General features: G+C 64.3%; 20 protein-coding genes. 3 read left to right on the plus strand and 17 right to left on the minus strand.

The window, feature by feature from the left end; all coding sequences use genetic code 11:
• Positions 1–2: 2 nt before the first annotated feature.
• From rsmH to dksA, 6 genes are all read right to left on the minus strand, one after another.
• Positions 3–926 (minus strand): 16S rRNA (cytosine(1402)-N(4))-methyltransferase RsmH, encoded by a 924-nt coding sequence (gene rsmH, locus V9L20_RS16350; protein ID WP_337297388.1) that lies wholly within the window; start codon positions 924–926, stop codon positions 3–5.
• Positions 927–934: 8 nt separating this feature from the next.
• Positions 935–1,363, minus strand: a complete 429-nt coding sequence (gene mraZ / locus V9L20_RS16355) for a division/cell wall cluster transcriptional repressor MraZ (protein ID WP_126747920.1) — start codon at positions 1,361–1,363, stop codon at positions 935–937.
• A 269-nt stretch (positions 1,364–1,632) separates the two neighbouring features.
• Positions 1,633–2,961, minus strand: coding sequence for an ATP-dependent protease ATPase subunit HslU (gene hslU / locus V9L20_RS16360; RefSeq protein WP_258504035.1), 1,329 nt, complete (start codon positions 2,959–2,961; stop codon positions 1,633–1,635).
• 2 nt (positions 2,962–2,963) lie between these two features.
• Complete coding sequence (gene hslV, locus V9L20_RS16365) at positions 2,964–3,509, minus strand: ATP-dependent protease subunit HslV (protein ID WP_026283873.1); 546 nt, start codon at positions 3,507–3,509, stop codon at positions 2,964–2,966.
• A 64-nt stretch (positions 3,510–3,573) separates the two neighbouring features.
• Positions 3,574–5,277: an STAS domain-containing protein gene (locus V9L20_RS16370; protein ID WP_337297389.1), complete on the minus strand. Its 1,704-nt coding sequence runs from the start codon at positions 5,275–5,277 to the stop codon at positions 3,574–3,576.
• 43 nt (positions 5,278–5,320) lie between these two features.
• Complete coding sequence (dksA, locus tag V9L20_RS16375; protein ID WP_012746056.1) at positions 5,321–5,944, minus strand: RNA polymerase-binding protein DksA; 624 nt, start codon at positions 5,942–5,944, stop codon at positions 5,321–5,323.
• Positions 5,945–5,957: 13 nt separating this feature from the next.
• Here dksA and V9L20_RS16380 point away from each other — a divergent pair, with 13 nt between their 5' ends.
• Together V9L20_RS16380 and V9L20_RS16385 are read left to right on the plus strand one after the other, a co-directional pair.
• Positions 5,958–6,398: a hypothetical protein gene (locus V9L20_RS16380; protein ID WP_337297390.1), complete on the plus strand. Its 441-nt coding sequence runs from the start codon at positions 5,958–5,960 to the stop codon at positions 6,396–6,398.
• Positions 6,399–6,698: 300 nt separating this feature from the next.
• Positions 6,699–8,180 (plus strand): YdgA family protein, encoded by a 1,482-nt coding sequence (locus tag V9L20_RS16385; protein WP_337297391.1) that lies wholly within the window; start codon positions 6,699–6,701, stop codon positions 8,178–8,180.
• Positions 8,181–8,262: 82 nt separating this feature from the next.
• Here V9L20_RS16385 and V9L20_RS16390 read toward each other — a convergent pair whose 3' ends face one another.
• From V9L20_RS16390 to V9L20_RS16440, 11 genes are all read right to left on the minus strand, one after another.
• Complete coding sequence (locus V9L20_RS16390; protein WP_337297392.1) at positions 8,263–9,315, minus strand: CobW family GTP-binding protein; 1,053 nt, start codon at positions 9,313–9,315, stop codon at positions 8,263–8,265.
• An 85-nt stretch (positions 9,316–9,400) separates the two neighbouring features.
• Entirely contained in the window at positions 9,401–10,621 is a 1,221-nt protein-coding gene (locus tag V9L20_RS16395) for a class I SAM-dependent rRNA methyltransferase (protein WP_337297393.1), read from the minus strand.
• On the minus strand, positions 10,621–11,661 hold the full coding sequence (locus V9L20_RS16400) for a tyrosine recombinase XerC (RefSeq protein ID WP_337297394.1): 1,041 nt from the start codon (positions 11,659–11,661) through the stop codon (positions 10,621–10,623). Before V9L20_RS16400 ends, V9L20_RS16395 begins: the two co-directional genes overlap by 1 nt.
• Positions 11,645–12,250 (minus strand): YdcF family protein, encoded by a 606-nt coding sequence (locus tag V9L20_RS16405; RefSeq protein ID WP_337297395.1) that lies wholly within the window; start codon positions 12,248–12,250, stop codon positions 11,645–11,647. The genes V9L20_RS16400 and V9L20_RS16405 overlap by 17 nt, the downstream gene beginning before the upstream one ends.
• A 26-nt stretch (positions 12,251–12,276) precedes the next feature.
• A complete protein-coding gene (locus V9L20_RS16410) occupies positions 12,277–12,975 on the minus strand; it encodes a DUF484 family protein (protein WP_157612032.1) in 699 nt (232 codons plus the stop codon).
• The gene (dapF, locus tag V9L20_RS16415) at positions 12,972–13,856 is read right to left on the minus strand and encodes a diaminopimelate epimerase (protein ID WP_337297396.1); all 885 of its coding nucleotides are present in this window, start codon (positions 13,854–13,856) and stop codon (positions 12,972–12,974) included. Before dapF ends, V9L20_RS16410 begins: the two co-directional genes overlap by 4 nt.
• A gap of 238 nt (positions 13,857–14,094) precedes the next feature.
• Entirely contained in the window at positions 14,095–15,078 is a 984-nt protein-coding gene (locus V9L20_RS16420; RefSeq protein ID WP_337297397.1) for a glycosyltransferase, read from the minus strand.
• Positions 15,075–16,676 carry a hypothetical protein gene (locus tag V9L20_RS16425; RefSeq protein WP_337297398.1) on the minus strand — a complete coding sequence of 534 codons (1,602 nt, stop codon included), beginning with the start codon at positions 16,674–16,676 and terminating at the stop codon, positions 15,075–15,077. Before V9L20_RS16425 ends, V9L20_RS16420 begins: the two co-directional genes overlap by 4 nt.
• Positions 16,673–18,136, minus strand: a complete 1,464-nt coding sequence (locus tag V9L20_RS16430; RefSeq protein WP_337297399.1) for an FkbM family methyltransferase — start codon at positions 18,134–18,136, stop codon at positions 16,673–16,675. The genes V9L20_RS16425 and V9L20_RS16430 overlap by 4 nt, the downstream gene beginning before the upstream one ends.
• 340 nt (positions 18,137–18,476) lie before the next feature.
• A complete protein-coding gene (locus tag V9L20_RS16435; RefSeq protein ID WP_337297400.1) occupies positions 18,477–19,145 on the minus strand; it encodes a 2-hydroxychromene-2-carboxylate isomerase in 669 nt (222 codons plus the stop codon).
• Positions 19,146–19,170: 25 nt separating this feature from the next.
• Positions 19,171–19,548 (minus strand): I78 family peptidase inhibitor, encoded by a 378-nt coding sequence (locus tag V9L20_RS16440; protein WP_337297401.1) that lies wholly within the window; start codon positions 19,546–19,548, stop codon positions 19,171–19,173.
• Positions 19,549–19,605: 57 nt separating this feature from the next.
• Here V9L20_RS16440 and V9L20_RS16445 point away from each other — a divergent pair, with 57 nt between their 5' ends.
• The gene (locus V9L20_RS16445) at positions 19,606–19,986 is read left to right on the plus strand and encodes a LysR family transcriptional regulator (RefSeq protein WP_337297402.1); all 381 of its coding nucleotides are present in this window, start codon (positions 19,606–19,608) and stop codon (positions 19,984–19,986) included.

Here is a 19,986-nt window from a genome sequence, read left to right on the forward strand (position 1 = left end):
GATCAGTTGGCCCCGGTGCGCTCGGCCACGCGCAGGATGGCGCTGCGCGAGCGCGGGTTGCCGCTCACCTCTTCGGCCGAGGGCTTGATGCGCTCCAGCGCATTGAGCTTCATTACCTTGGGCGCCGCGAAAGGCGCACGCCGGTCGTACACCTCCTTGGAGTGCTTGGCGATGAACTGCTTCACGATGCGGTCTTCCAGCGAGTGGAAGCTGATCACCGCGAGCCGGCCGCCGGGCTGCAGCACCGACAGGCTCGCCTCTAGCGCCTGTTGCAGCTCTTCAAGCTCGGCGTTGATGAAAATCCGAAAAGCCTGAAATGTGCGCGTTGCAGGGTTCTGGCCCTGCTCGCGGGTTTTGACCGTGCCAGCCACGAGCTCGGCCAGTTCGGTGGTGGTTGAAATTGCGCCCCGTTCTTGTCTGCGAGCAACAATCGCCTTTGCAATCTGAACAGCAAACCGTTCTTCGCCATAGTCACGGATCACCTCTGCAATCTGCTGAAGTTCGGCTGTTGCCAGCCATTCGGCCACGCTCTCGCCGCGCGTGGTGTCCATGCGCATGTCGAGCGGGCCGTCGAAACGAAAACTGAAACCGCGCACCGGGTTGTCGATTTGCGGCGAACTCACGCCCAGGTCCATCAGCACACCCGCAACGCTGGCATCGGGCAATTCACCCAGCGAACGGAATCCCTGGTGCCGGATGGAAAAACGCGCATCCGAGATGCGCGCTGCTTCGGCCACCGCTTCCGCATCCTTGTCGAATGCGATCAGCCTGCCTTCCGGAGCCAGCCTCGCGAGAATGGCGCGCGAATGCCCTCCGCGCCCGAACGTCGCGTCCACGTAGGTGCCGGTCGCCGCGGTGCTGCCGGAAAGAAGGGCTTCCACCGCTTCGTTCAGCATCACGGTTGTATGAATCCATGGAGTGTTCACACAAGCCCTCAGAACGCGAAGTCCTGAAACACATCGGGCATCTCGCCCTGGGTGGCCTCGGCCTCCTTGGCCTCGTAGGTGGCCTTGTCCCAGAGCTCGAAATGGTTGCCCATGCCCAACAACAGCGTCTCGCGCGTGATGCCGGTGGCCGCACGCAGTTCGGGCGACACGAGGATACGGCCGGTGCCGTCCATCTCGACGTCCATGGCGTTGCCGAGGAAAACGCGCTTCCACCACTGTGCCGACATCGGCAATGCGGCGATGCGCTCGCGGAATTTCTCCCACTCGGGACGCGGGAACACCATGAGGCACCCGTGCGGGTGCTTGGTGATGGTGAGCTGGCCGTTCGCCGTCGCGCTCAGGACGTCACGATGCCGGGTCGGCACGGAGAGCCGCCCCTTGGCATCGAGACTGAGCGATGAAGCGCCTTGAAACACGACCAGGACCTTTGTGTTGGGAAGGCCGCGGCACCCGAAAGGGGCGCCATCCGCACTTTTTCCCACTTAACTGCACTTTTTTGCACTGTAGCAGGAAACACTTCACGCGCAACTGGTCGTTGGTGGTATTTTTTGTAATGGAATCAACGACTTAGCGCCGATTTCCAAACCTGGAAATCGGCGAATTTCGTTGAAAAAGAAGTACTTAGCTCACGCAATGAATGTAATGCGTGAAGCGCAACCCCGTAACAGGGGCTGCAAAGCGGGCTTCAGAGGATGAAGCGCGAAAGGTCTTCGTCGTGACTTAGTGCCGCAAGGCGCTCGTCGACGTAAGCGGCATCGATGCGGATGGTCTGTCCGCCGATGCGGGTGGCATCGAAGCTTACCTCATCGAGCAGCCGTTCCATCACGGTCGACAAACGGCGCGCGCCGATGTTCTCGGTGCGCTCGTTCACTTCGAATGCAATGGCCGCCAGGCGGTTGACACCCTCCGGCGTGAACTCGAGCGTGACGCCTTCGGTGGCAAGCAGCGCCTGGTACTGCTTCACGAGCGAAGCGCGCGTTTGCGTGAGGATGCTTTCGAAGTCCGCCACCGAGAGCGACTGCAGCTCGACGCGGATCGGAAAGCGCCCCTGCAGCTCGGGAATCAGGTCGCTCGGCTTGCTCAGGTGAAAGGCGCCGCTCGCAATGAAGAGCATGTGGTCGGTGCGCACCACGCCGTACTTGGTGGTCACGGCCGTGCCCTCGACCAGCGGCAGCAGGTCGCGCTGCACGCCCTGGCGCGACACGTCGGAGCCCTGGGCTTCGCTGCGCGTGGCGACCTTGTCGATCTCGTCGATGAAGACGATGCCGTTCTGCTCGGCATTGGTGATGGCCTGGGTGCGAATTTCGTCTTCGTTAACCAGCTTGGCGGCCTCTTCGTCGATCAGCAGGCGCATGGCCTCGGCGATCTTGAGCTTGCGCGTCTTGCGCTTGCCGCCGCCGAGCTGGCCGAACATGCCGCGCAGCTGCTCGGTCATTTCCTCCATGCCCGCCGGGCCCATGATCTCTAGCGGAGCGCGGGTCTCGGCAAGGTCGAGCTCGATCTCCTTGTCGTCGAGCTGGTGCTCGCGCAGCTTCTTGCGGAAGGCCTGCCGGGTGGGGTTGGGCCCATCCAGCGCCGGCGCGGCGCCGTCGCTGCCACGCGCGGGCGGCAGCAGCACGTCGAGGATGCGTTCCTCGGCGGCGTCTTCAGCGCGGGCGCGCACCTTGGCGCTTTCGGCTTCGCGCGTCTGCTTGACGGCGATTTCGGCCAGGTCGCGAATGATCGAATCGACGTCCTTGCCCACATAGCCCACCTCGGTGAACTTGGTCGCTTCCACCTTGATGAAGGGCGCATCGGCCAGCCGCGCGAGGCGGCGCGCAATTTCGGTCTTGCCCACGCCCGTGGGGCCGATCATGAGGATGTTCTTCGGCGTGATCTCGGTGCGAAGCTTTTCTTCGACCTGCTGGCGGCGCCAGCGGTTGCGCAGCGCAATGGCCACGGCGCGCTTGGCGGCCGGTTGCCCGACGATGTGGTTGTCGAGCTCGGAAACGATTTCCTGCGGGGTCATGGACATGGTCAGAGCGCTTCCACCGTGTGGTTCATGTTCGTGTAAATGCAGATTTCGCCGGCTATCGCGAGCGATTTGCGCACAATTTGCTCAGCCGTCAGGTCCGTGTTGTCGATCAGCGCCTTGGCGGCCGACTGCGCATACGCACCGCCCGAGCCGATGGCGATGACGCCGTCTTCAGGCTCCAGCACGTCGCCGTTGCCGGTGATGATGAGCGAGGTGGTGGCGTCGGCTACGGCCAGCATGGCCTCCAGCTTGCGCAGCACGCGATCGGTGCGCCAGTCCTTGGTGAGCTCTACCGCGGCGCGGGTCAGGTGGCCCTGGTGCTTTTCAAGCTTGGCCTCGAAGCGCTCGAAGAGCGTGAAGGCGTCGGCCGTGGCGCCGGCAAAGCCAGCCAGCACCTTGCCGTGATAGAGCCGCCGCACCTTGCGCGCCGTGCCCTTGATGACGATATTGCCGAGAGTGACCTGCCCGTCCCCGCCAATGGCGACTTGGTCGCCCTGGGGGGTCTTGCGGCGCACGCTCACGATGGTGGTGCCGTGAAACTGTTCCATCGAAGCCATCTGGGGATGCCGCGGGGCAATGCAACCCCGTCCGGCGCAAGTCGACCGGCCGGAGTCAGTTCTTACGAACCGCTACCGTGGCGTGGTCGGCAATGCCCACCAGGTCGAACAGCGCCGCAATCAGGCGGTGGGCGTCCACGAACTGGACTCGCTCGCCCTGGGCGTCGCGAGCGCGCACCCAACTCAGCAGCGTGCCGGCGGCGGCAAGGTCCATGCGCAGCAGCGCCGCACACGAAATGACCGGGGCGGTGGTGTTGCGCAGGTCGACGTCCAGCCGCTGCAGGCTCGAATGCGCCTCGCCGCGCAGGTCGCCGGCCAAGGCGGCAAAGCCGCTGTCGGTGGAAGGAAAGCTGTCCGATTCGCCGTTGACGGATAACAGCGACCACACGGAGCCGGCGCCCGAGCGGCTCCCTTCCGGCGCCTCGATCGTGGTGCATTCGCCATTCGGGTCTTGCCACGCAGGCGGCGACACCTCGTAGGTAATGCAGTAGTTGAGCGCCACCAGCTCGAAGTCGTCCGGCAGGTTCATCATGCGCAGCGTTGCCAGGTGCAACTGCCACCACACGTCTTCGGTGCTGCGCTCGTTGTTGGGCGTGGCCTCGGCCAGCACGGCAAGCAGTTTGGCCGAGCCGATGAAGCGCAGCTTGACCGGCGAATTCGCCCAATGGGTGAACAGCACGCGCAATGGAGAGACGGCATCGGCCTCGACGGCGGTCAGCGCGCGCCAGTCGAGCGTCCAGATCGGGCCGGCCTGCGACAACGCACGCGTGAGGTTGACCAGCCCATCGCGCGACAGGCGAGCGGGGCTGGTCCAGTCGGCAGCCGCCGAAGCCAGTTCGGCGTGCTCGCTGGCGGCTACCGCCTGCACGTCGCGCGCCAGTTCGTCGAGTGGAACCCAGTCGGGCCCCATGCGCTTCATGCGCTGTGCGTAGCGCATGCGGGCGGCGGCAAACCGGGTCGCGTCGCCGGTGGCGCGATACAGGTCGAACAAGGCGCGCCAGCGCGTCTCGTCGCGCTCGGCGGCGGCGTGGTCGCCCTCGGCGCCGGCACTCTCGGAGGCCAGGGCCTGCAGAAAAATCGCCTCGGCGCCCGTGTCGTCGCCATGCGCAAAACGGATCACGGCTTCTTCGAGCGCGCTGTCGCGCGCGAGCCGCGCGGTGAGCAACGAGGTGTCGTCGACCGCCGCGCTGCCCGGAATGCTGGCCGAAAAGGGAGCGGCCGCGTGGGCCGGAACAGGAGTCTCGGCGGCGGCGGCAGAGGCCGGCGCAGCAGGCGCGGCCCTGAAAGTGGGTGCCGCGAGCAAGCTGGCCACTTCGGCCTCGTCCATGGGCGGGGGCAACGTCTCGGCGCCGGCTTCAGGCGGCGCATTGGCCAGCACCTCGCCGTTGGGGCCGCGGCCCTTCCACCACTGCTGCGACATCTGCTCTTCGATCTCGTCGATCTTCTTGAGCGTGAGCGCGCGTCCCTCGGACTTTTCCGTGGTGGTGTTCAGGTTGAAGGACGACGGCGTGACCGTGCCTTCGAAGGCATGGGCGGCCGCTTCGCGTTGCCGCAGCTTGCGGAGCATGTCGAACTCGCGCCGGCGCACAAAGTCGTTGCGCTGGCGCCGCTCGATCATTTCCTTGAGCATTTCCCGGCTGTAGGCCTGGTCGGGCAGCGTGGAATCGGCGGCCGCATTCAGCTCCGACCAATCCTTCAGCGGATTGCGGACGAACTTCGCCACCTTGGAAAGGAGGCGGCTCGTTTCTTCCTTAGCCATCTACAGGAATTTCGAGGCGAACTGGGCTTTTTTGTCTTTCCGCTCAGTCCCCGAACATCTTCTGCTTGAGTTCGCGGCGCTGCTGCGCTTCGAGCGACAGCGTGGCCGTGGGGCGGGCCAGCAGGCGGCCGACGCCGATGGGTTCGCCGGTTTCGTCGCAGTAGCCGTAGTCGCCGGCGTCGATGCGCTGGATCGACTGCTCGATCTTCTTGAGCAGCTTGCGCTCGCGGTCGCGCGTGCGCAGCTCGAGTGCGTGCTCTTCCTCGATGGTGGCGCGGTCGGCCGGATCGGGCACCACCACGGTGTCTTCGCGCAGGTGCTCGGTGGTTTCACCGGCGTTTTCGAGAATGCCGCGCTTGAGCTCGACCAGCTTCAGGCGGAAGAACGCCATCTGCTTTTCATTCATGTACTCGGAGTCGGGCATGGCGATGACTTCGGCGTCGGTCAACTCGGCAGCCGACTTGGCTTTCCAGTTGTTGGCGAGCTTCGGGTCTTTCTTGACCGCCACGGGAGGCGGCGGCACCAGCGCGTTGGAGGGCGCCTGCGAGAAGGAGGACTTGGCAGCGGTGGAAGCCACCGATTGCGGCATGGAAGGCACGGTCAGCTGCGACAGCCGGGACACGCGGCCACCTCGCGCGGGGGCGGGTGCGGCGGTCTGAGCGGGCATCGAAGGTGTCGCCGTGGCGGAAGAAGAGGCGGCAGCCGTTTTTTTCATTGGTATCGGAGGGGCAGAAGTAACGGCAGCAGTGCGGCCGACAGTTTTGGATGGCGGTAGACCCGCATCTGCAGTTTTGGTTGCACTCCTGGCCGGGGCGGATGCCTCCGGCGGCGCAGCAGACTTTGCAGGCTTGACGGGCTTCTTTGCAACGGTCGCGGCCTTGGCCGTTGGCGTTGCTGGCTTCTTTGGAGCGCTTTTTTCTTTCGTGGCCGGGGCCTTTGCAGCGGAAGAAATCTTTTTTGCCGCGGGTACAGCCGGCTTTGCAGCCACCGCTTTGGTGGCGGCGGACTTGGTTGCTGGCATTGCCTTGGCGGCGGGTTTCTTCACGGTGACTGGCTCCTTGAACGAACTGGAACGCGCTTTCACTGGGTGTCTCCTCCCAAGGGAACCACTGCGGGATTGAGGCCCCGGGCTCCACATTGTCGGAGTGCTCGCAGCGACGAACCCCGGGGTTATACCCCCGAAAGCCCGCCAGAAACTTGCGGCGCCCCCTGCCGTAAGCCACATCTCGCTCTTAAAACGAAAGCGTGGCTGCCGGAACAGGCGCGCGATTGTATAGAGAACTCAAAACAGAAGGGAGATGTACCTGCAAACCGCTTACGTCCGTTAGCATCCCCGGCGTTGCCGGAGGGGGCAACAAGACCTGCCGAGCCCAAGCGGCCCAGCGGATCGATCCGATCATTCATACAAAAGAGAAGAAATCTTGAGCAAAAAAGCAGTTTTGGGCACGCTGGCCGCAGCCATCGCCGTTGCCTATGGTGGCAGCACGTGGTGGGCGGGCTCCAAAGTCAAGTCCAGCTACGAAGCCGCCCTGGAGGAGTTGCCGAAGCAGACCGCGCTCGTGCGCGTGATCGATCGCAAATACGAAAGCGGATTCTTCGGTGCGGTCAGCACCGTGACCTTCGAGTTCGGTTGCGCCGCCGATACGGCCGCCGCGCAGGTGCCCGCCGTCGCCAAGCCCGCCGAGCCGGGCGAAGAGGACGACGAAGAAGCCGATGCCGAGAGCACGCCGTTCAAGCCCGTACGCATTACCGTGCGCGACACCATTCGCCACGGCCCGATTGCCGGCGGCACGCTGGCCGCGGCCACCATCGACAGCGAACTGGTGCTCGACGTGAAGGCCCAGGCCGAAGCCGAAAAGCTCTTCGGCAAGGCCAAGCCCCTGACCGCCCACACCAAGGTGGCGTTCAACGGCGGCTACGCAACCGACCTGACGGTGGCGCCGATCAAGCTGGCCGAAGAAGGCAAGGGACAGTTCACCTGGCAAGGCGCACAAATGCGCGCCGAGATGAACGGCGCCCGTACCCAGGTGAACTACAGCCTGGCAATGCCCGGCCTGGACCTGACCGACACGCGCACCGGCGTGACCCTGAAAATGGGCAAGCTGGCCGGCAAGGCCGACATGAACAAGAGCGAAGGCTGGATTCTTGCCACGGGCAAGACCGAAGCCCGGCTCGACAGCTTCGAGTTCTCGGCGCCCAAGGGCCTGGGCGCCAGCGGCAGCGGCAAGCCCCTGCCCGCCGTGCTGCTGCAGAACATCGACATGATTGCCGATGCCAACATCAAGGACGGCCTCTACGAATCGATCGGCACCATCAAGGGCACCGGCAAGGTCGGCGAAACGAAGATCGACAAGTTCGAGATGACCAGCGGCGGACGCCGCATTCACGCGGCCGGCTACAAGAAGCTGGCCGACGCCTGGATGCAGTCGGCCGCCATCAACGGCTGCGGCAAGGGCGGCGGCAAAGCCTCCCAGGCCGCCATGCAGGCGCTGATGGACCAGCTCGCCCCGGACCTCAAGGCCATGGCCAAGTACAACCCCGAGCTCGGGCTGGACAAGATGCTGGTCGAAATCGGCGGCAAGCGCGGCGAAATCAGCTACACGGCCGGCCTGGTCGGCGTGACCGACGAAGACCTGAAGGAACCCGGCATGGCGCTCCTGATGAAGCGCGGCGTGCTCAAGGCCAGTGTGCGGCTGCCGATGCAATGGCTGGAGCAGATTGCCGCCACCGGCGCCGAGAGCGGCCAGCTGCCGCCGCCTGAAATGGTGGCGGGCCTGGTCGAGCAAGGCGAAGGCATGGGCTTCGTCAAGCGCGACGGCACCGACATCACGAGCCAGGTCGAATACAGCGAAGGCAACCTGAAGGTCAACGGCAAGCCGCTGGGCGGCATGGCCGGCAAGTAAGCCTCGGCTCAACAAAAAAAGGCGCTGCCCCTCGGGGCAGCGCCTTTTTTATTTGGCAGGGCTCAGTGCCGGCAGCGCGCCGTTACACCAGGCACTGCTCGAGCCCCTGCTCCAGAATCTCGCGCGGCAGCTCGATGCCGATGAACACCATGCGGCTCTGGCGCGCTTCGTCCTTGCCCCACTCGGGGCCCAGGTCGCTGCCCATCAGCTGGTGCACGCCCTGGAAAATCACCTTGCGCTCGGTGCCCTTCATGCTCAGCACGCCCTTGTAGCGCAGCATGCGCGGGCCGTAGATGTTGACGATAGCGCCCAGAAAATCCTCCAGCTTGGCCGGGTCGAAGGGGCGGTCGGCCTTGTAGACGAAGCTCTTCACGTCGTCGTTCGTGTGGTGATGGTGGCCATGCCCTTCGTGCTTGTGCGAGGGGTGGTCGCAATGCTCGCCATGCGCGTGGTCATGGTCGTGATGATCGTGGTCGTCTTCCTTCAGGAAGTCCGGATCGATGTCGAGCTTGGCGTTCAGGTTGAAGCCGCGCAGGTCGAAAATGTCTTTCAGCGGCACATCGCCGAAATGCGCCTTTTGCTGCGGCGCGCGCGGGTTCATGTGCTTCAGGCGGTGAATCAGCGCCTCGGTTTCTTCGGCCGACACCAGCTCGCTCTTGCTGATGAAGATCTGGTCGGCAAAGCCCACCTGGCGGCGCGCTTCCTGGCGGTCGTTGAGCTGCTGCGGCGCATGCTTGGCATCGACCAGCGTCAGGATCGAGTCGAGCAAATAGCTCTCGGCAATTTCGTCGTCCATGAAGAAGGTCTGCGCCACGGGGCCGGGGTCGGCCAGGCCGGTGGTCTCGATCACTACGCGGTCAAAGTCGAGCAGGCCCTGCCGCTTCTTGGCGGCCAGCAGTTGCAGGGCTTCGCGCAGGTCTTCGCGAATGGTGCAGCAGACGCAGCCGTTGCTCATCTGCACGATCTGCTCTTTCGATTCGGTCACGAGAATGTCGCTGTCGATGTTCTCTTCGCCAAACTCGTTCTCGATCACCGCGATCTTCTGGCCGTGGGCCTCCGTCAGGATGCGCTTGAGCAGCGTGGTCTTGCCCGAGCCTAGAAAGCCGGTGAGGATTGTGGCGGGAATAAGGGCCATGGTGTGCTCCGAAAGCGGAAAACTGGGAAGAAGAAAAACTGGACAGGCAGTTTAGCCAATGCCACTCAGTTGCGTTGGCGCGGGGTCAAGCTGGCTTTTTCACCACCACCAGGCCCTTGAGGTATTCGCCCTCCGGGAACTCGATGGTCATCGGGTGGTCAGGCGCCGCGCCAAGGCGTTCGCTGATGTAACCGTCTACTTGCGCGTCGATACCCGCCGAAGCCACGATCTTGTGAAAAAGATCGGCGCTGATGCCGCCCGAGCATGAAAAAGTCAGCAGCACGCCGCCGGGCTCCAGCAGCTTGAGCGCAAGGCGGTTGATGTCCTTGTAGGCGCGGGCCGCGCGATCGGCATGGGCCGCGGTGGGTGCAAACTTGGGCGGGTCGAGCACGATGGCGTCGAAGGTGCGGCCCTGTTCGATGAACTCGCGCAGCACGGTGTTGACGTTGGCGTCCAGAAACTCGGCTTTTACGCCCGAACCCTCGCCGCCGAAGCCGTTCAGCGCCAGGTTGGCCCGCGCCTTGTCGAGCGCTGGCTGCGACGAATCCACCGACACCAGCTCCGCCCCATCCATGGCGCCCGCGGCCTGCAGCCCCGCAAGCGCCGCCACGGTAAAGCCGCCGGTGTAGCAAAAGCAGTTGAGCACGCGCCTGAAGCGCCGGTGCTGCGCCAGCTCGGCAAACCGCTGGCGGCTGTCGCGCTGGTCGAGGTAAAAACCGGTCTTGTGGCCGGTCGCAATGTCGAGCGAAAGCTTCCAGCCATGCTCGCGAATCGTTATTTCGGTGGCGCCCTCCCCGCGCAGCCAGCCCGTGACGGGCTTCAGGCCCTCGCGCTCGCGCCCGCTGGCGTCGGAACGCTCATAAAGCTTGTGCAGCCCGGTCGCCTCGAGCAGCGCGTCGGCGATGGCGGCCTTCCAGCGCTCGACGCCGGCCGACAGGAACTGCGCCACCAGCGTGTCTCCGTAGCGGTCGACGATAAGGCCCGGCAGCCCGTCGGCCTCGCCGTGGATTAGCCGCACACCGTCGCTCTGCAGGTCGAAAAGGCCCCTGGCGGCCGCGGCACGGGCGCACACCGAGGCCAGAAAGGCTGCATCGATGCGCTGCGTTTCGACAAAGCTCCAGGCCCGCGCGCGGATCTTGGAAACCGGACTGAACGCGGCCCACGCCAAGAAGGCGCCGTCATGCGATTCGACCCGCACCGTTTCGCCCGAATCGGCGCCGCCGCGTGCAATGGCGGATTCGAAGATCCAGGGGTGGCGGCGCTGCAGCGAGCGCTCTTTGCCGGGCTTGAGGCGGAGGGTTTTCATTATTTGTGGGTGTCGTCTTTTTTGGGCTTGGCGCGGGCACTTGCTTCAGCGCGTGCCTGCGTACTCGTGCCTTCGGGCCGGGCCTGCGCGCGCGGGTGGGCCGCGTCGTAGGCCTTGGCCAGGTGCTGAAAATCCAGCCGGGTATAGATCTGCGTGGTGGCAATGTTGGCGTGGCCGAGCAGCTCTTGCACAGCGCGCAGGTCGCTGCTCGATTGCAGCACGTGGCTCGCAAACGAATGCCGCAGCATGTGCGGATGCACCGGCGCCGCAAGGCCGGCTTTGAGGCTGCGCTCGCGCAGCAGCTTCCACACCGCGTGCGAAGACATCCGCAAGCCCTTGCTGTTGATGAAAAGCGCCGCGGCGCCCGCCGGATCCCGCAGGCCGGCCGTGGCCAGCGCCGGGCAATCGCCGCGCACCGCAAGCCAGTCGCGCAGCGCCTCGGCCGCCTTGCTGCCCAGCGGCACGATGCGCCGCTTGCTGCCCTTGCCGAGCACGTTGGCTTCCATCGCGTCCAGGTCGACCCAGCCAAGGGCCGTGTTGCTGGCGCGCGCATCCAGGCCGGTGAGCTCGCTCACGCGCAGGCCGCAGCCGTAGAGCACTTCGACGATGGCGCCGTCGCGGGCCTCGGTCCACGGATCGGCCTCGGGGTCGTAGGTCTCGGCGAGCCGCACCGCGTCGTCGACCGCCAGCGCCTTGGGCAGCGGCCTCGCGGCCTTGGGCGCATGCACGTCCTGCACGGGGTTGAAGCCCACCAGCCCCTCGTTGCCGAGCCAGCGGTAGAAGCTGCGCCAGCAAGAGAGCACCAGCGCAATGCCGCGCGGCTCGCGGCCGGCGCTGTGCAGCTGCGCCATCCAGCGCCGGATGTGCGCGGTTTGAACGCGGTCCAGCGCAAGGCCGGCCTCGGCCGCATTGGCCGAGAGCGCCTGCAGGTGAATGGCGTACAGCTCGACCGTGCGCGCCGCCAGCCGGCGTTCCACGCGCACGTGCTCCAGGTATTTTTCTACCCAGCGCGTGCCGGTCGTCTCAGTGGAGGTAGCCATTGAACGCATTGTTCACGACAGCCAAAGGCTCGCGCAATGCGCCTTTGAAAACCATGCCCCAGCGCTGCCAGCAGCGCGTGCTGGCAGCGGCGTACTGCACGTCGAAGTCCTTGTCGAATCCGGCGGCCCGCACCAGCCGCTCCACGCGCCACAGGTGATAGGGCTCCGACACCACGATCACGCTGCGAATGCCCGCCGCCTGCAGCAGGGGGCGCGACAACGCAAGATTCAGCCGGGTGGAGGTGGAAGCCGGCTCCAGCAGCAGCGGGCCGGCATAGCCTTCGGCGCGCGCATGCTGCCGCATGACCTCGGCTTCGATGCGGCCGTCTTCCTTGTCGACACCGCCCGAGAGCACCAGCTGCTTCACGCGGCCCGCGTTGGCCAGCGCAATGCCGGCGTCGACCCGCCCAGTCAGGCACGGGTTGGGCTTGCCCCGCAGGTAGGCGCGATTGCCGAGGATCAGCGCGGCATCGGCCGCGCGCTGGGGCGGGTTGTCGAGCGTTTCGGCCGCGCGCCGCCAAATAATGGCCGCAATGGCCAGGTACGCGAGCAACCCGCCAAGCAGCACCGTCCACAGCACGGGCCGCACGGCCCGCCAGGACCGGTGCCGCCCGCTCAAGGCCGCAGCCGCGACAGCGCGCCCGAGGCCAGTTCGGCGATGCGCTCGAGAAAGTCGGTGCCCATTTCGGCGTTGAAGCGCTGTGCGTCCGGCGAGGCCAGCACCAAAAGGCCGAAGGCCGGCGACTCGGCATCGGGGCGCAGCGGAATCAGCGCAATCGACATGGCGCCGGCCGGCTCGGGCAGCCAGTTGGCCGCCTCGAAGCCCGAGTTGAGTCCGCAGTAAGGCGACGTGAGCGAGGTGGCCAGCGCCTTCACGTCGTCACTCACCCATTGGGCGTAGGCCTCGTTGAGGTAGTCGGCGCCGCAGTCCCACACCTTGATGGCGGTTTGCGGCACCAAAAACAGCGACTGCAGGTCGACCGCAATGCGGTACGGCAGGCTGCGCGGGTCGCGCGTGGTCAAGAGGCCCTTGGTCCAGCGCTGCAGGCGGTCGGCAATAACCACGTTTTCAGTGCCGTGGCGCACCATGTCCATCAGGCGATGCTCCAGCGCCTTGATCTTTTCGCGCAGCATCTCGGCTTGGCGCTCCTGCAGGCTCACGGCGCGGTTGCCGTGCGGGCTGGTGAGCTGCACCTGCGCCAGCAACTGTGCGTGCCGCTCGAAAAAGTCGGGCGTGTTCGCCAGGTAGTTGGCGATGTCGTCTTCGGTGATCGGGTTCATGGCGTCGTCTTTGTTGTTTCTGAAGTTGGTCATGGCAGCTCGGGCACCTCGATGTCTCCCTCGAAAACCGTGGTGGCCGGCCCGGTCATGAGCACCGGGTTGCCCTCGCCCTCCCAGCCGATGGTGAGCACGCCGCCGTGCGTTTGCACGTCGACCCGGCTGTCGAGCAGGCCCAGCCGGATGCCCGCCACTACCGCCGCGCACGCGCCGGTGCCGCAGGCCAGCGTTTCGCCGGCGCCGCGCTCGAACACCCGCAGCTTGACGTTCGTGCGGTCGATCACCTGCATGAAGCCGGCATTCACCCGCTGCGGAAAGCGCGGGTGGTGCTCGATTTGCGAGCCCTGCCGCTCCACTGGCGCCGTGTCGACGTTGTCGACCACCTGCACCGCATGCGGGTTGCCCATCGACAGCACAGCCACCGAGACAATGGCCGAATCGGCGTGCGTGCCAAGCGCCAGGTGCCAGGTGTGCCAAGCGCCCGTGGGCTGCGGGTCGAGCCCCGCGGTGTCGAAGGGCACGCGGGCCGGCTCGAAGATGGGCGGGCCCATGTCCACCGTCACGCGTCCGTCTTCGCTCATGCGCGGCTCGATGATGCCGGCCAGCGTTTCGACGCGCACCATGTCCTTGTCGGTCAGCTGGTGCTCCCGCACAAAGCGCATGAAGCAGCGCGCGCCGTTGCCGCACTGCTCCACCTCGCCGCCATCGGCGTTGTGGATCACGTACTGAAAGTCGATGTCTTTGCCCGCGTCCTTGGAGGGGCGCCGCACCGTAAGGATCTGGTCGGCGCCCACGCCGAAGTGGCGGTCGGCCAGAAAGCGGTATTGCGCGGCCGTGAGGCCCAGCGTGCCGCGCGTTTCGTCGAGCACGACAAAATCGTTGCCGGCTCCCTGCATCTTGGTAAAGCGGATTCGCATCGGGGGATTATCGCCACCGGCACCGCACCTGACGAGCCGGAGCCGGTAAACCCGATACAGCCGCGAGACCGCGATCGGCACGCGGCATTTTTTACCGGGAGCCTTCCAGGCGGAAAGCAAAAGGCGTGGCAGTCGTTCCTGGCAAAACACTCGACTTGAACTGCAGCAAGCCCTCGGGTTGCGCGTAGCCCAGATCGGGAGCACCAATCCACGGGTTTACCGCATGTCGCATGCAGGGTCAGGCCGCGAACGGATTGGCCAGGTGCTTCTGCTGCAGCCGCAATTGCCGGTAAGCGGTGCGATCCTCTTTCGAGATCGGCCTGCCGTCGGAGTAGGTTCCGTAGTGCCACCATCCCGGCGGAACCCCCTTTGCGGAATGGGCCTTTAGGCGGCTTTTGTACCAGTGCATCAGTTCGAACACTTCCGGACGCCCTCCTGCGTATCGGGCTAGCATAGTTTCACCGACATGCGTCACTTTGGTGAAGTGAAAAAACTTCAACGGGTCGCCGCCAGCGGTGATCCTGCCGTCCGGTGAAATTCGGATGGGACGCTGACTGAGATTCCAGCTCGCCACGTTGTAGCCGCGGTGCCGCAATATGGCAATTTCGGGAAAGAAGACAGGCGCGTGGTTGCACCACTTCTGATCGGTGAACAAACCGTTCTCGATGTCGTCGAAGCAGAACTCCAGCAAGCGGTCGCGCCACCAACGCGCGAAGGTCCTGCCCGGCGCGTTGTTGCGCACCGCAACAAAGCCCAGGTTGAAGATGCCGTACTTCAGCGACCCGATCTCGTTGTCCAAGATAGCTGAGCGCTCCGTGTCGGGATCGATCTGGTGCGGCGTGAGCACCGCGCTGTGCTCGTCGAGCAGCTTCAGCACTTCGTCGAGCGATCCGAACAAGGCGATGTCGGGATCGAGGTAGATGACCTTGTCGATGCCCTGTTCGAGCATGTGGCACAGCATCGCGCCCTTTACAGCCGTGCACAGTTCGACGACATCGTGCTCGAAAGCCCACGCGAGAGGCTCTTTGACACCCAATTCGTCCAGCTTCACGACCCGATCGATGTCTTCGGCGTCGATGTCGAACACGAAATTCGCTGGCTCTTCATCGACCAGACAAAACCAGTTCTCCCATTCGGGATGAAATCTCCTGACGGTCTCGAAAAGCACTCTCGCCCGGTCGAGATAACTGAAGGAAGCACTCGTGAAACAAGCGACTCTCATGCTTGAACCTCTCCTTCAAAGACAGGATACAACAACTCCGCGCTTCCCTGAGACGGCACCAGGCAACCATGCCGTCGCGACGACCGTGCGACATCGATCAGGGCCTCTCCGCTGCGGAAGTAGCGTTGCAACTCTTCTTCGTCGTCGACATTGCGCGAGGCCGCCGGCGCATGCGCATGGATGGCCGCATTCACATGGCCCTGGCCGCGTCTGGCCACCACGAAAGCGCCGCCAGCCATCGCCTCGTGCGCAGTAAAGCAAAAGGTCTCGGGCCAGATGCTCCAGCAGACGACCACATCGATATCTTGTCTGGCTATTGCGTGCACCATGGCGTCACGTCCCGATGCTCCGACCTTGACCGGTATGTGATGGATGAACGACGGAGTGGCACCGGGTGTTCCTAGTTGGAAGAATTCATACCGTTCGTCAGTTTGAAAAGCCTCCGCCAAGCGCTGGTAGATGTCCCAGCCCTTGTGAAAAACCTGCGAGCCCAGGTAGCCAATGCGCAAACGCGGTCTGGAAGCTTCGGCCCACATTCGGTCCGACTGCGCCAGCCTGGCAGGCTGCAGCACATGCTTATGAGGCACCTCGACCCCTCCCGCACGGCACCACAGTTCCAAGGCGGACTGCGAGGGTGCCACGAGCGACGGGCGGACCGCACGCAGGAACGCCTGGATGCGCTCTTGGTGAACCGGCCGCTCCTTTCCGTAAGCGCAGATCTCGCATGCCGCCGAACTCACCGGCGGTGCGCCGCAATAGCTGGTGTCATTTCGCAGCAGCGTGTAGCTCGGACACAGGGCAAAGTAATCGTGTGTCCAGAAAAGCGGCTGCCGCGCGCTGTTGGCCCCGATCAACTTCTCGATCAGTTCGGGCGAATGGCTCATGAGGTGGTGGATCACCCACATGCCTCGCGAACCATTTGCTCCAAGGCGCTTCAACGCCTGCTGCAGTGTCGCGCCGTTGGCGCGACCCAGCGCTTCGCCATCCAGGCGCAGCGCAAAGACGAAATCATCGCCGCTCGACGCATCGGCAAGCCATCGAATCGGGCGGGCCGAACACAGGTGCAGGTAGCCTATGCCTCTGTTGCGGAATTCCGCGAGCTCGTCGCCGATGATGTTCTGTATGCCGCCAACGCTGAGTACGTAGTCGTCGTGACTGACAGAGATGACGAATTCTCGATTTTTTGCACTCGAGGTGAGCGCTGCGACGAGGGTATGGACATCAAGTTCGCGCGACACGCCCAGCACAGGTTCACCGCGTTCGGCGCCAAAGCGATCGGCGGCAGCGCTCCACGCATTCAGGAGTTGCCTGCGCATACCGGCCATCTCTGGTACGGGTTTGCGATCTTCGTTCCGCCCGCTTCCGATGTAGTGGACGAATGGGTTGATGCCAGCTGCCGCGACATCCCGGTTCTCGCGCAGGTAATAGCTCGTGTCAAATGCCGCGGACGGGTCCCGGCCCTCCTTCCAACCGATCGCGCAGTAGTGCCAGACCGGGTCGACATTCGCCGACGCAACATCAGGATATCGCGACAGATAGTAGCCACGATCGAAAAACGGCACGATGGTGCCGAGCTCGTGTTCGTTGGGCTCGGTCATGACTCTGCCCCAGCCAGCTTGCGACGCAGCAGCCCCTTGGCGACCCGTTTGAGGAGAGGGATATGGCCGGCCAGGCGGGAAAACCGGGAAGCGATTCGCCACGTCAGGCTGCTCCGAATGCCATACAAGGCATTCGAAAGGTTTTCGTTCTGCTCGAGCAGCACGGCAACCTGCTTTGCAAGCGCAGTACCGTGCCGTTCGTGCAGTACCTGGGATTCTTCGAGTTGCGCCACCAGCGCGGCGACCTGCTCTTGATGCAATTCATGCTGCGCGCGCAACTTTTCGGTCATTCCGCGAGCGAGCAATTCGTTGGTATTGGCAGCAGCAACAGCCGAACTTTCCGCCCGCTCCATTTCGAGGTTCTGGCTGACGAGTGCAGCCAATTTACTTTCGAGCTGGGCGACCCTGGCGTCTCTGAATGCGATCAGGCGAGCGTTCTTGTCCTGAGTCGCACTCACCTGCCTGGCCGTGGCCTCTTCCGGGCTGCCTCCGTTCAACGGTACGGCCTCGGCCAGGAAGCTCTCCCGCTTTTTTCCTAGCCAAAGGTGCGTTGCAATTGCGGCGATCTCATTGCGGTCGAGCACATCCCACTCCCTCGGAGCCCACCGTGGCGTGAGCCACAGCGCCTCTCTTAGGTCCTCGACTGTATGAATGCTCCTGATCAGGCACCCGGCGCGCTGCTGCTGCGGCGTCAGGGGCGTGGCTTGCGCGCCGAGCAGAAGACCCGCTTCGTAGGCAAACGGGAACATTTTTCGTTGAACGCCCCGATGGTTATCCGGATTGTGCGACGGCCATGCAAAGTAAGTGACCGGCCGACCCGCATCGATCAGCATTTGCGCCAGGGTGAGAGAGCTGCGAGCCTCGTTGCACTCGAGCCAAAGCAGGACGGACTTGTCATGCAGCAAAAAAGGATGATCGGCGAGCAGCTGTGCCTCCATCCCTTCGACATCGAGCTTGATAAGGTCAAGAGGACCAAAACGCTCCACGAGCGCTCGAAAGCTGATTGTCGTGTCGGGCAGCGGAATAGGTACCGTGCCGCTGGCTTGTTCTCCGAACGATGCCGATCCTGCATTGTCCACGTCGGCCCATCCCGTGCCGACGGGAGGCGCATTCGAGTTGACGACGAGCGCGTTCAGCACTTCGTATGTGCAACTCAGGTTGCGCGACGCATTCGCCAACAGGTGCGGCGCGATGGCAGGATTACCCTCGACCATTGCGACGAATGCCGCATCTGCTGATTGCGCAATACCCAATCCGAAAGTGCCCACATAGGCGCCGACGTCCAGCACCCGCGCCTTCGGAGGCAGTAAGGACGCAAGGTACTCCACTTCAAGCGACGCCCACTCTCCATAGTGCTCGAGAAAATCGGTGATCAGGTCATTCTTCCCGGCCGGGACGCTGAGGCTTCCGTAACGCGTGTCGAGCAAACGCACTAAAGGCGATTCTGGTAATTCGGTCATAGGTGATTTGCACGATCTGTGCGAACTGCCAGTCGTTGTGGACAGGCTGGATCGGGATATCAAAAGCCAGGAAATGCATGAAGACACGCCGTTCTTCTTGGGCGTTATCGACCGCTCCCCACGTGACGTGACGCCGTTGGAGATCTGACTTCGAGTATCAGTTGGCAAATCGCCAATGCACCGAGAGATCGAACGCTAATACTGATGCGAAGGAAGCCGCACCGTGAAATTCTTGGCGATGCAGTGCGATCAATTGCAAACCGTCAGTTTGCAATTGGATAAAGCCGGCGAGAAAAGACCGGCAGCGCGGCCGATGCTTGCGACCGCATTCAAGACTGTTTCAGCGTGCCGCGCGCAGCTTGTCCAAAGCCCGGTCCAGAAACGCCAACCGGTCTTGCCCCCAGAACCGCTCCCCGTTCAGGATGAACGTGGGCGCGCCGAACACGCCGGCCTCTATGGCGTCGGCGCTGTTGGCGCGGTAGATCGCAAGGGTTTCGGCCGCCTGCTCCAGCGCCTGCAGCGAGGCGCCGTCGTAGCCGTTTTCGTCGGCCACCGCTATGCGCACCGCCGCTTCGGAGGTGTCGCGCTCTTCCGCCCACAGCGCGCGCAGCAGCGCATGCGAGAGCGGCTGCGCGTCGAGGCCCTTCAGCTGGGCGGCGATCACCATCCAGCCCGGGTACTTGTTCCAGTTGGGGTCGACCGGAGCGCCCTTGGGGTAGTACGCCGGCTCCAGGTTGAGCGGCATGCCCAGGTAGTCGCGCCAGCGCGCCAGTTCGAGCGCGTGGTACGTGCGCCGCGGCTCGGGCCGGGTCTTCAGCGGAATGCCGCCGGTTTGCGGCACCACCGCCTGAAAGTCGTAGGGCTTGAGCGTGAGTCGCACATGGTGGCGGCGCACGATGTCTTGCAGCTGAGGGCCGCCCAGGTAGGCCCAGGGCGAGGAAAGGCTGTAGTAGCAGTCCAGCGCGATGGGCGCAGCGGAGGAAGTGGAGGTGCTGGTCTTCGTCGTCATTGCGAAATTATTAGGTCAATGCCCCTCAGCCGCAGCGCGCGGCAACCACCAGGCCTTGCGGGTCAAGGTCGACATTGAGCCGCGCCGGATCGGCCGGTGCCGGCAGCGGCGTGCCGGCCGCCGAGGTGCGGGCCGACTTGGAGCCGGTGCGGGTGCGCATTTCTTCGAGCAGCGGCGGGTTGAGCGGCCGGCCGAGCGCGTAGCGTGCCTGCGCGGCCTGGCAGGCTTCTTCGGCCGGCAGGGTCACGAAGCTCGGCGGCGGCGGCGCCTCGGAGGTGAGCGGGCGGAATTCAGGCTGCGCCTGGCAGCCGGCGATGAACAGCGATGCCGCGCAAAGGGCCGCCGCCATGGCGCCGCGCGCCCGCGTGGAAGAGATGAAACCGGTTTGCTGAGGCATGGGCATGGTGTGTGTCGCTTCTTTCAACGGATCGTATCGCCGGGGTGGTCAAATCCACCCGCAATGATCAACCTGAATCGTTTCGATCTCATCTCTCTGCGACTTTTTGTCGCAGTTGTCGATGGCGGAAGCCTGACCGCGGGCGCGGACCGATTCGGTGTTTCGCTCCCGGCGGCAAGCAAGCGCATTACCGAGCTTGAGCAGCACTGCGGCATGGCGCTGCTCCAGCGAGGCCAGCGCGGCGTCACTGCCACGCCCGAAGGTCAGACCCTGCACCGGCACGCCATCGAGGTGATTGCGCGGCTCGAACAGCTGGTGCAGGCCGTCGACGATCTTCAATCGGGCGCCACCGGCCACCTGCGGCTGTGCGCCAACCCCTCCGCTTTCGGCGGCTTTTTGCCCAGCGTGCTGGCCGAGTACGCGCGGCGCATCCGCAGGTGGTGA

Origin of the sequence: Variovorax sp. CCNWLW225 (assembly GCF_037204045.1) — a bacterium.
Taxonomy (GTDB): domain Bacteria; phylum Pseudomonadota; class Gammaproteobacteria; order Burkholderiales; family Burkholderiaceae_C; genus Variovorax.

Bases quoted from the DNA above. Each gene is read 5' to 3' on its own strand.
- V9L20_RS16395 (WP_337297393.1), bottom strand. From the start codon at position 10,621: ATGAAAACCCTCCGCCTCAAGCCCGGCAAAGAGCGCTCGCTGCAGCGC.
- dapF (WP_337297396.1), bottom strand. From the start codon at position 13,856: ATGCGAATCCGCTTTACCAAGATGCAGGGAGCCGGCAACGATTTTGTC.
- V9L20_RS16410 (WP_157612032.1), bottom strand. From the start codon at position 12,975: ATGACCAACTTCAGAAACAACAAAGACGACGCCATGAACCCGATCACC.
- hslU (WP_258504035.1), bottom strand. From the start codon at position 2,961: ATGTCCATGACCCCGCAGGAAATCGTTTCCGAGCTCGACAACCACATC.
- V9L20_RS16445 (WP_337297402.1), top strand. From the start codon at position 19,606: ATGATCAACCTGAATCGTTTCGATCTCATCTCTCTGCGACTTTTTGTC.
- V9L20_RS16400 (WP_337297394.1), bottom strand. From the start codon at position 11,661: ATGGCTACCTCCACTGAGACGACCGGCACGCGCTGGGTAGAAAAATAC.
- V9L20_RS16425 (WP_337297398.1), bottom strand. From the start codon at position 16,676: ATGACCGAGCCCAACGAACACGAGCTCGGCACCATCGTGCCGTTTTTC.
- V9L20_RS16430 (WP_337297399.1), bottom strand. From the start codon at position 18,136: ATGACCGAATTACCAGAATCGCCTTTAGTGCGTTTGCTCGACACGCGT.
- V9L20_RS16440 (WP_337297401.1), bottom strand. From the start codon at position 19,548: ATGCCCATGCCTCAGCAAACCGGTTTCATCTCTTCCACGCGGGCGCGC.
- V9L20_RS16390 (WP_337297392.1), bottom strand. From the start codon at position 9,315: ATGGCCCTTATTCCCGCCACAATCCTCACCGGCTTTCTAGGCTCGGGC.
- V9L20_RS16435 (WP_337297400.1), bottom strand. From the start codon at position 19,145: ATGACGACGAAGACCAGCACCTCCACTTCCTCCGCTGCGCCCATCGCG.
- V9L20_RS16370 (WP_337297389.1), bottom strand. From the start codon at position 5,277: ATGGCTAAGGAAGAAACGAGCCGCCTCCTTTCCAAGGTGGCGAAGTTC.
- hslV (WP_026283873.1), bottom strand. From the start codon at position 3,509: ATGGAACAGTTTCACGGCACCACCATCGTGAGCGTGCGCCGCAAGACC.
- V9L20_RS16420 (WP_337297397.1), bottom strand. From the start codon at position 15,078: ATGAGAGTCGCTTGTTTCACGAGTGCTTCCTTCAGTTATCTCGACCGG.
- dksA (WP_012746056.1), bottom strand. From the start codon at position 5,944: ATGCCCGCTCAGACCGCCGCACCCGCCCCCGCGCGAGGTGGCCGCGTG.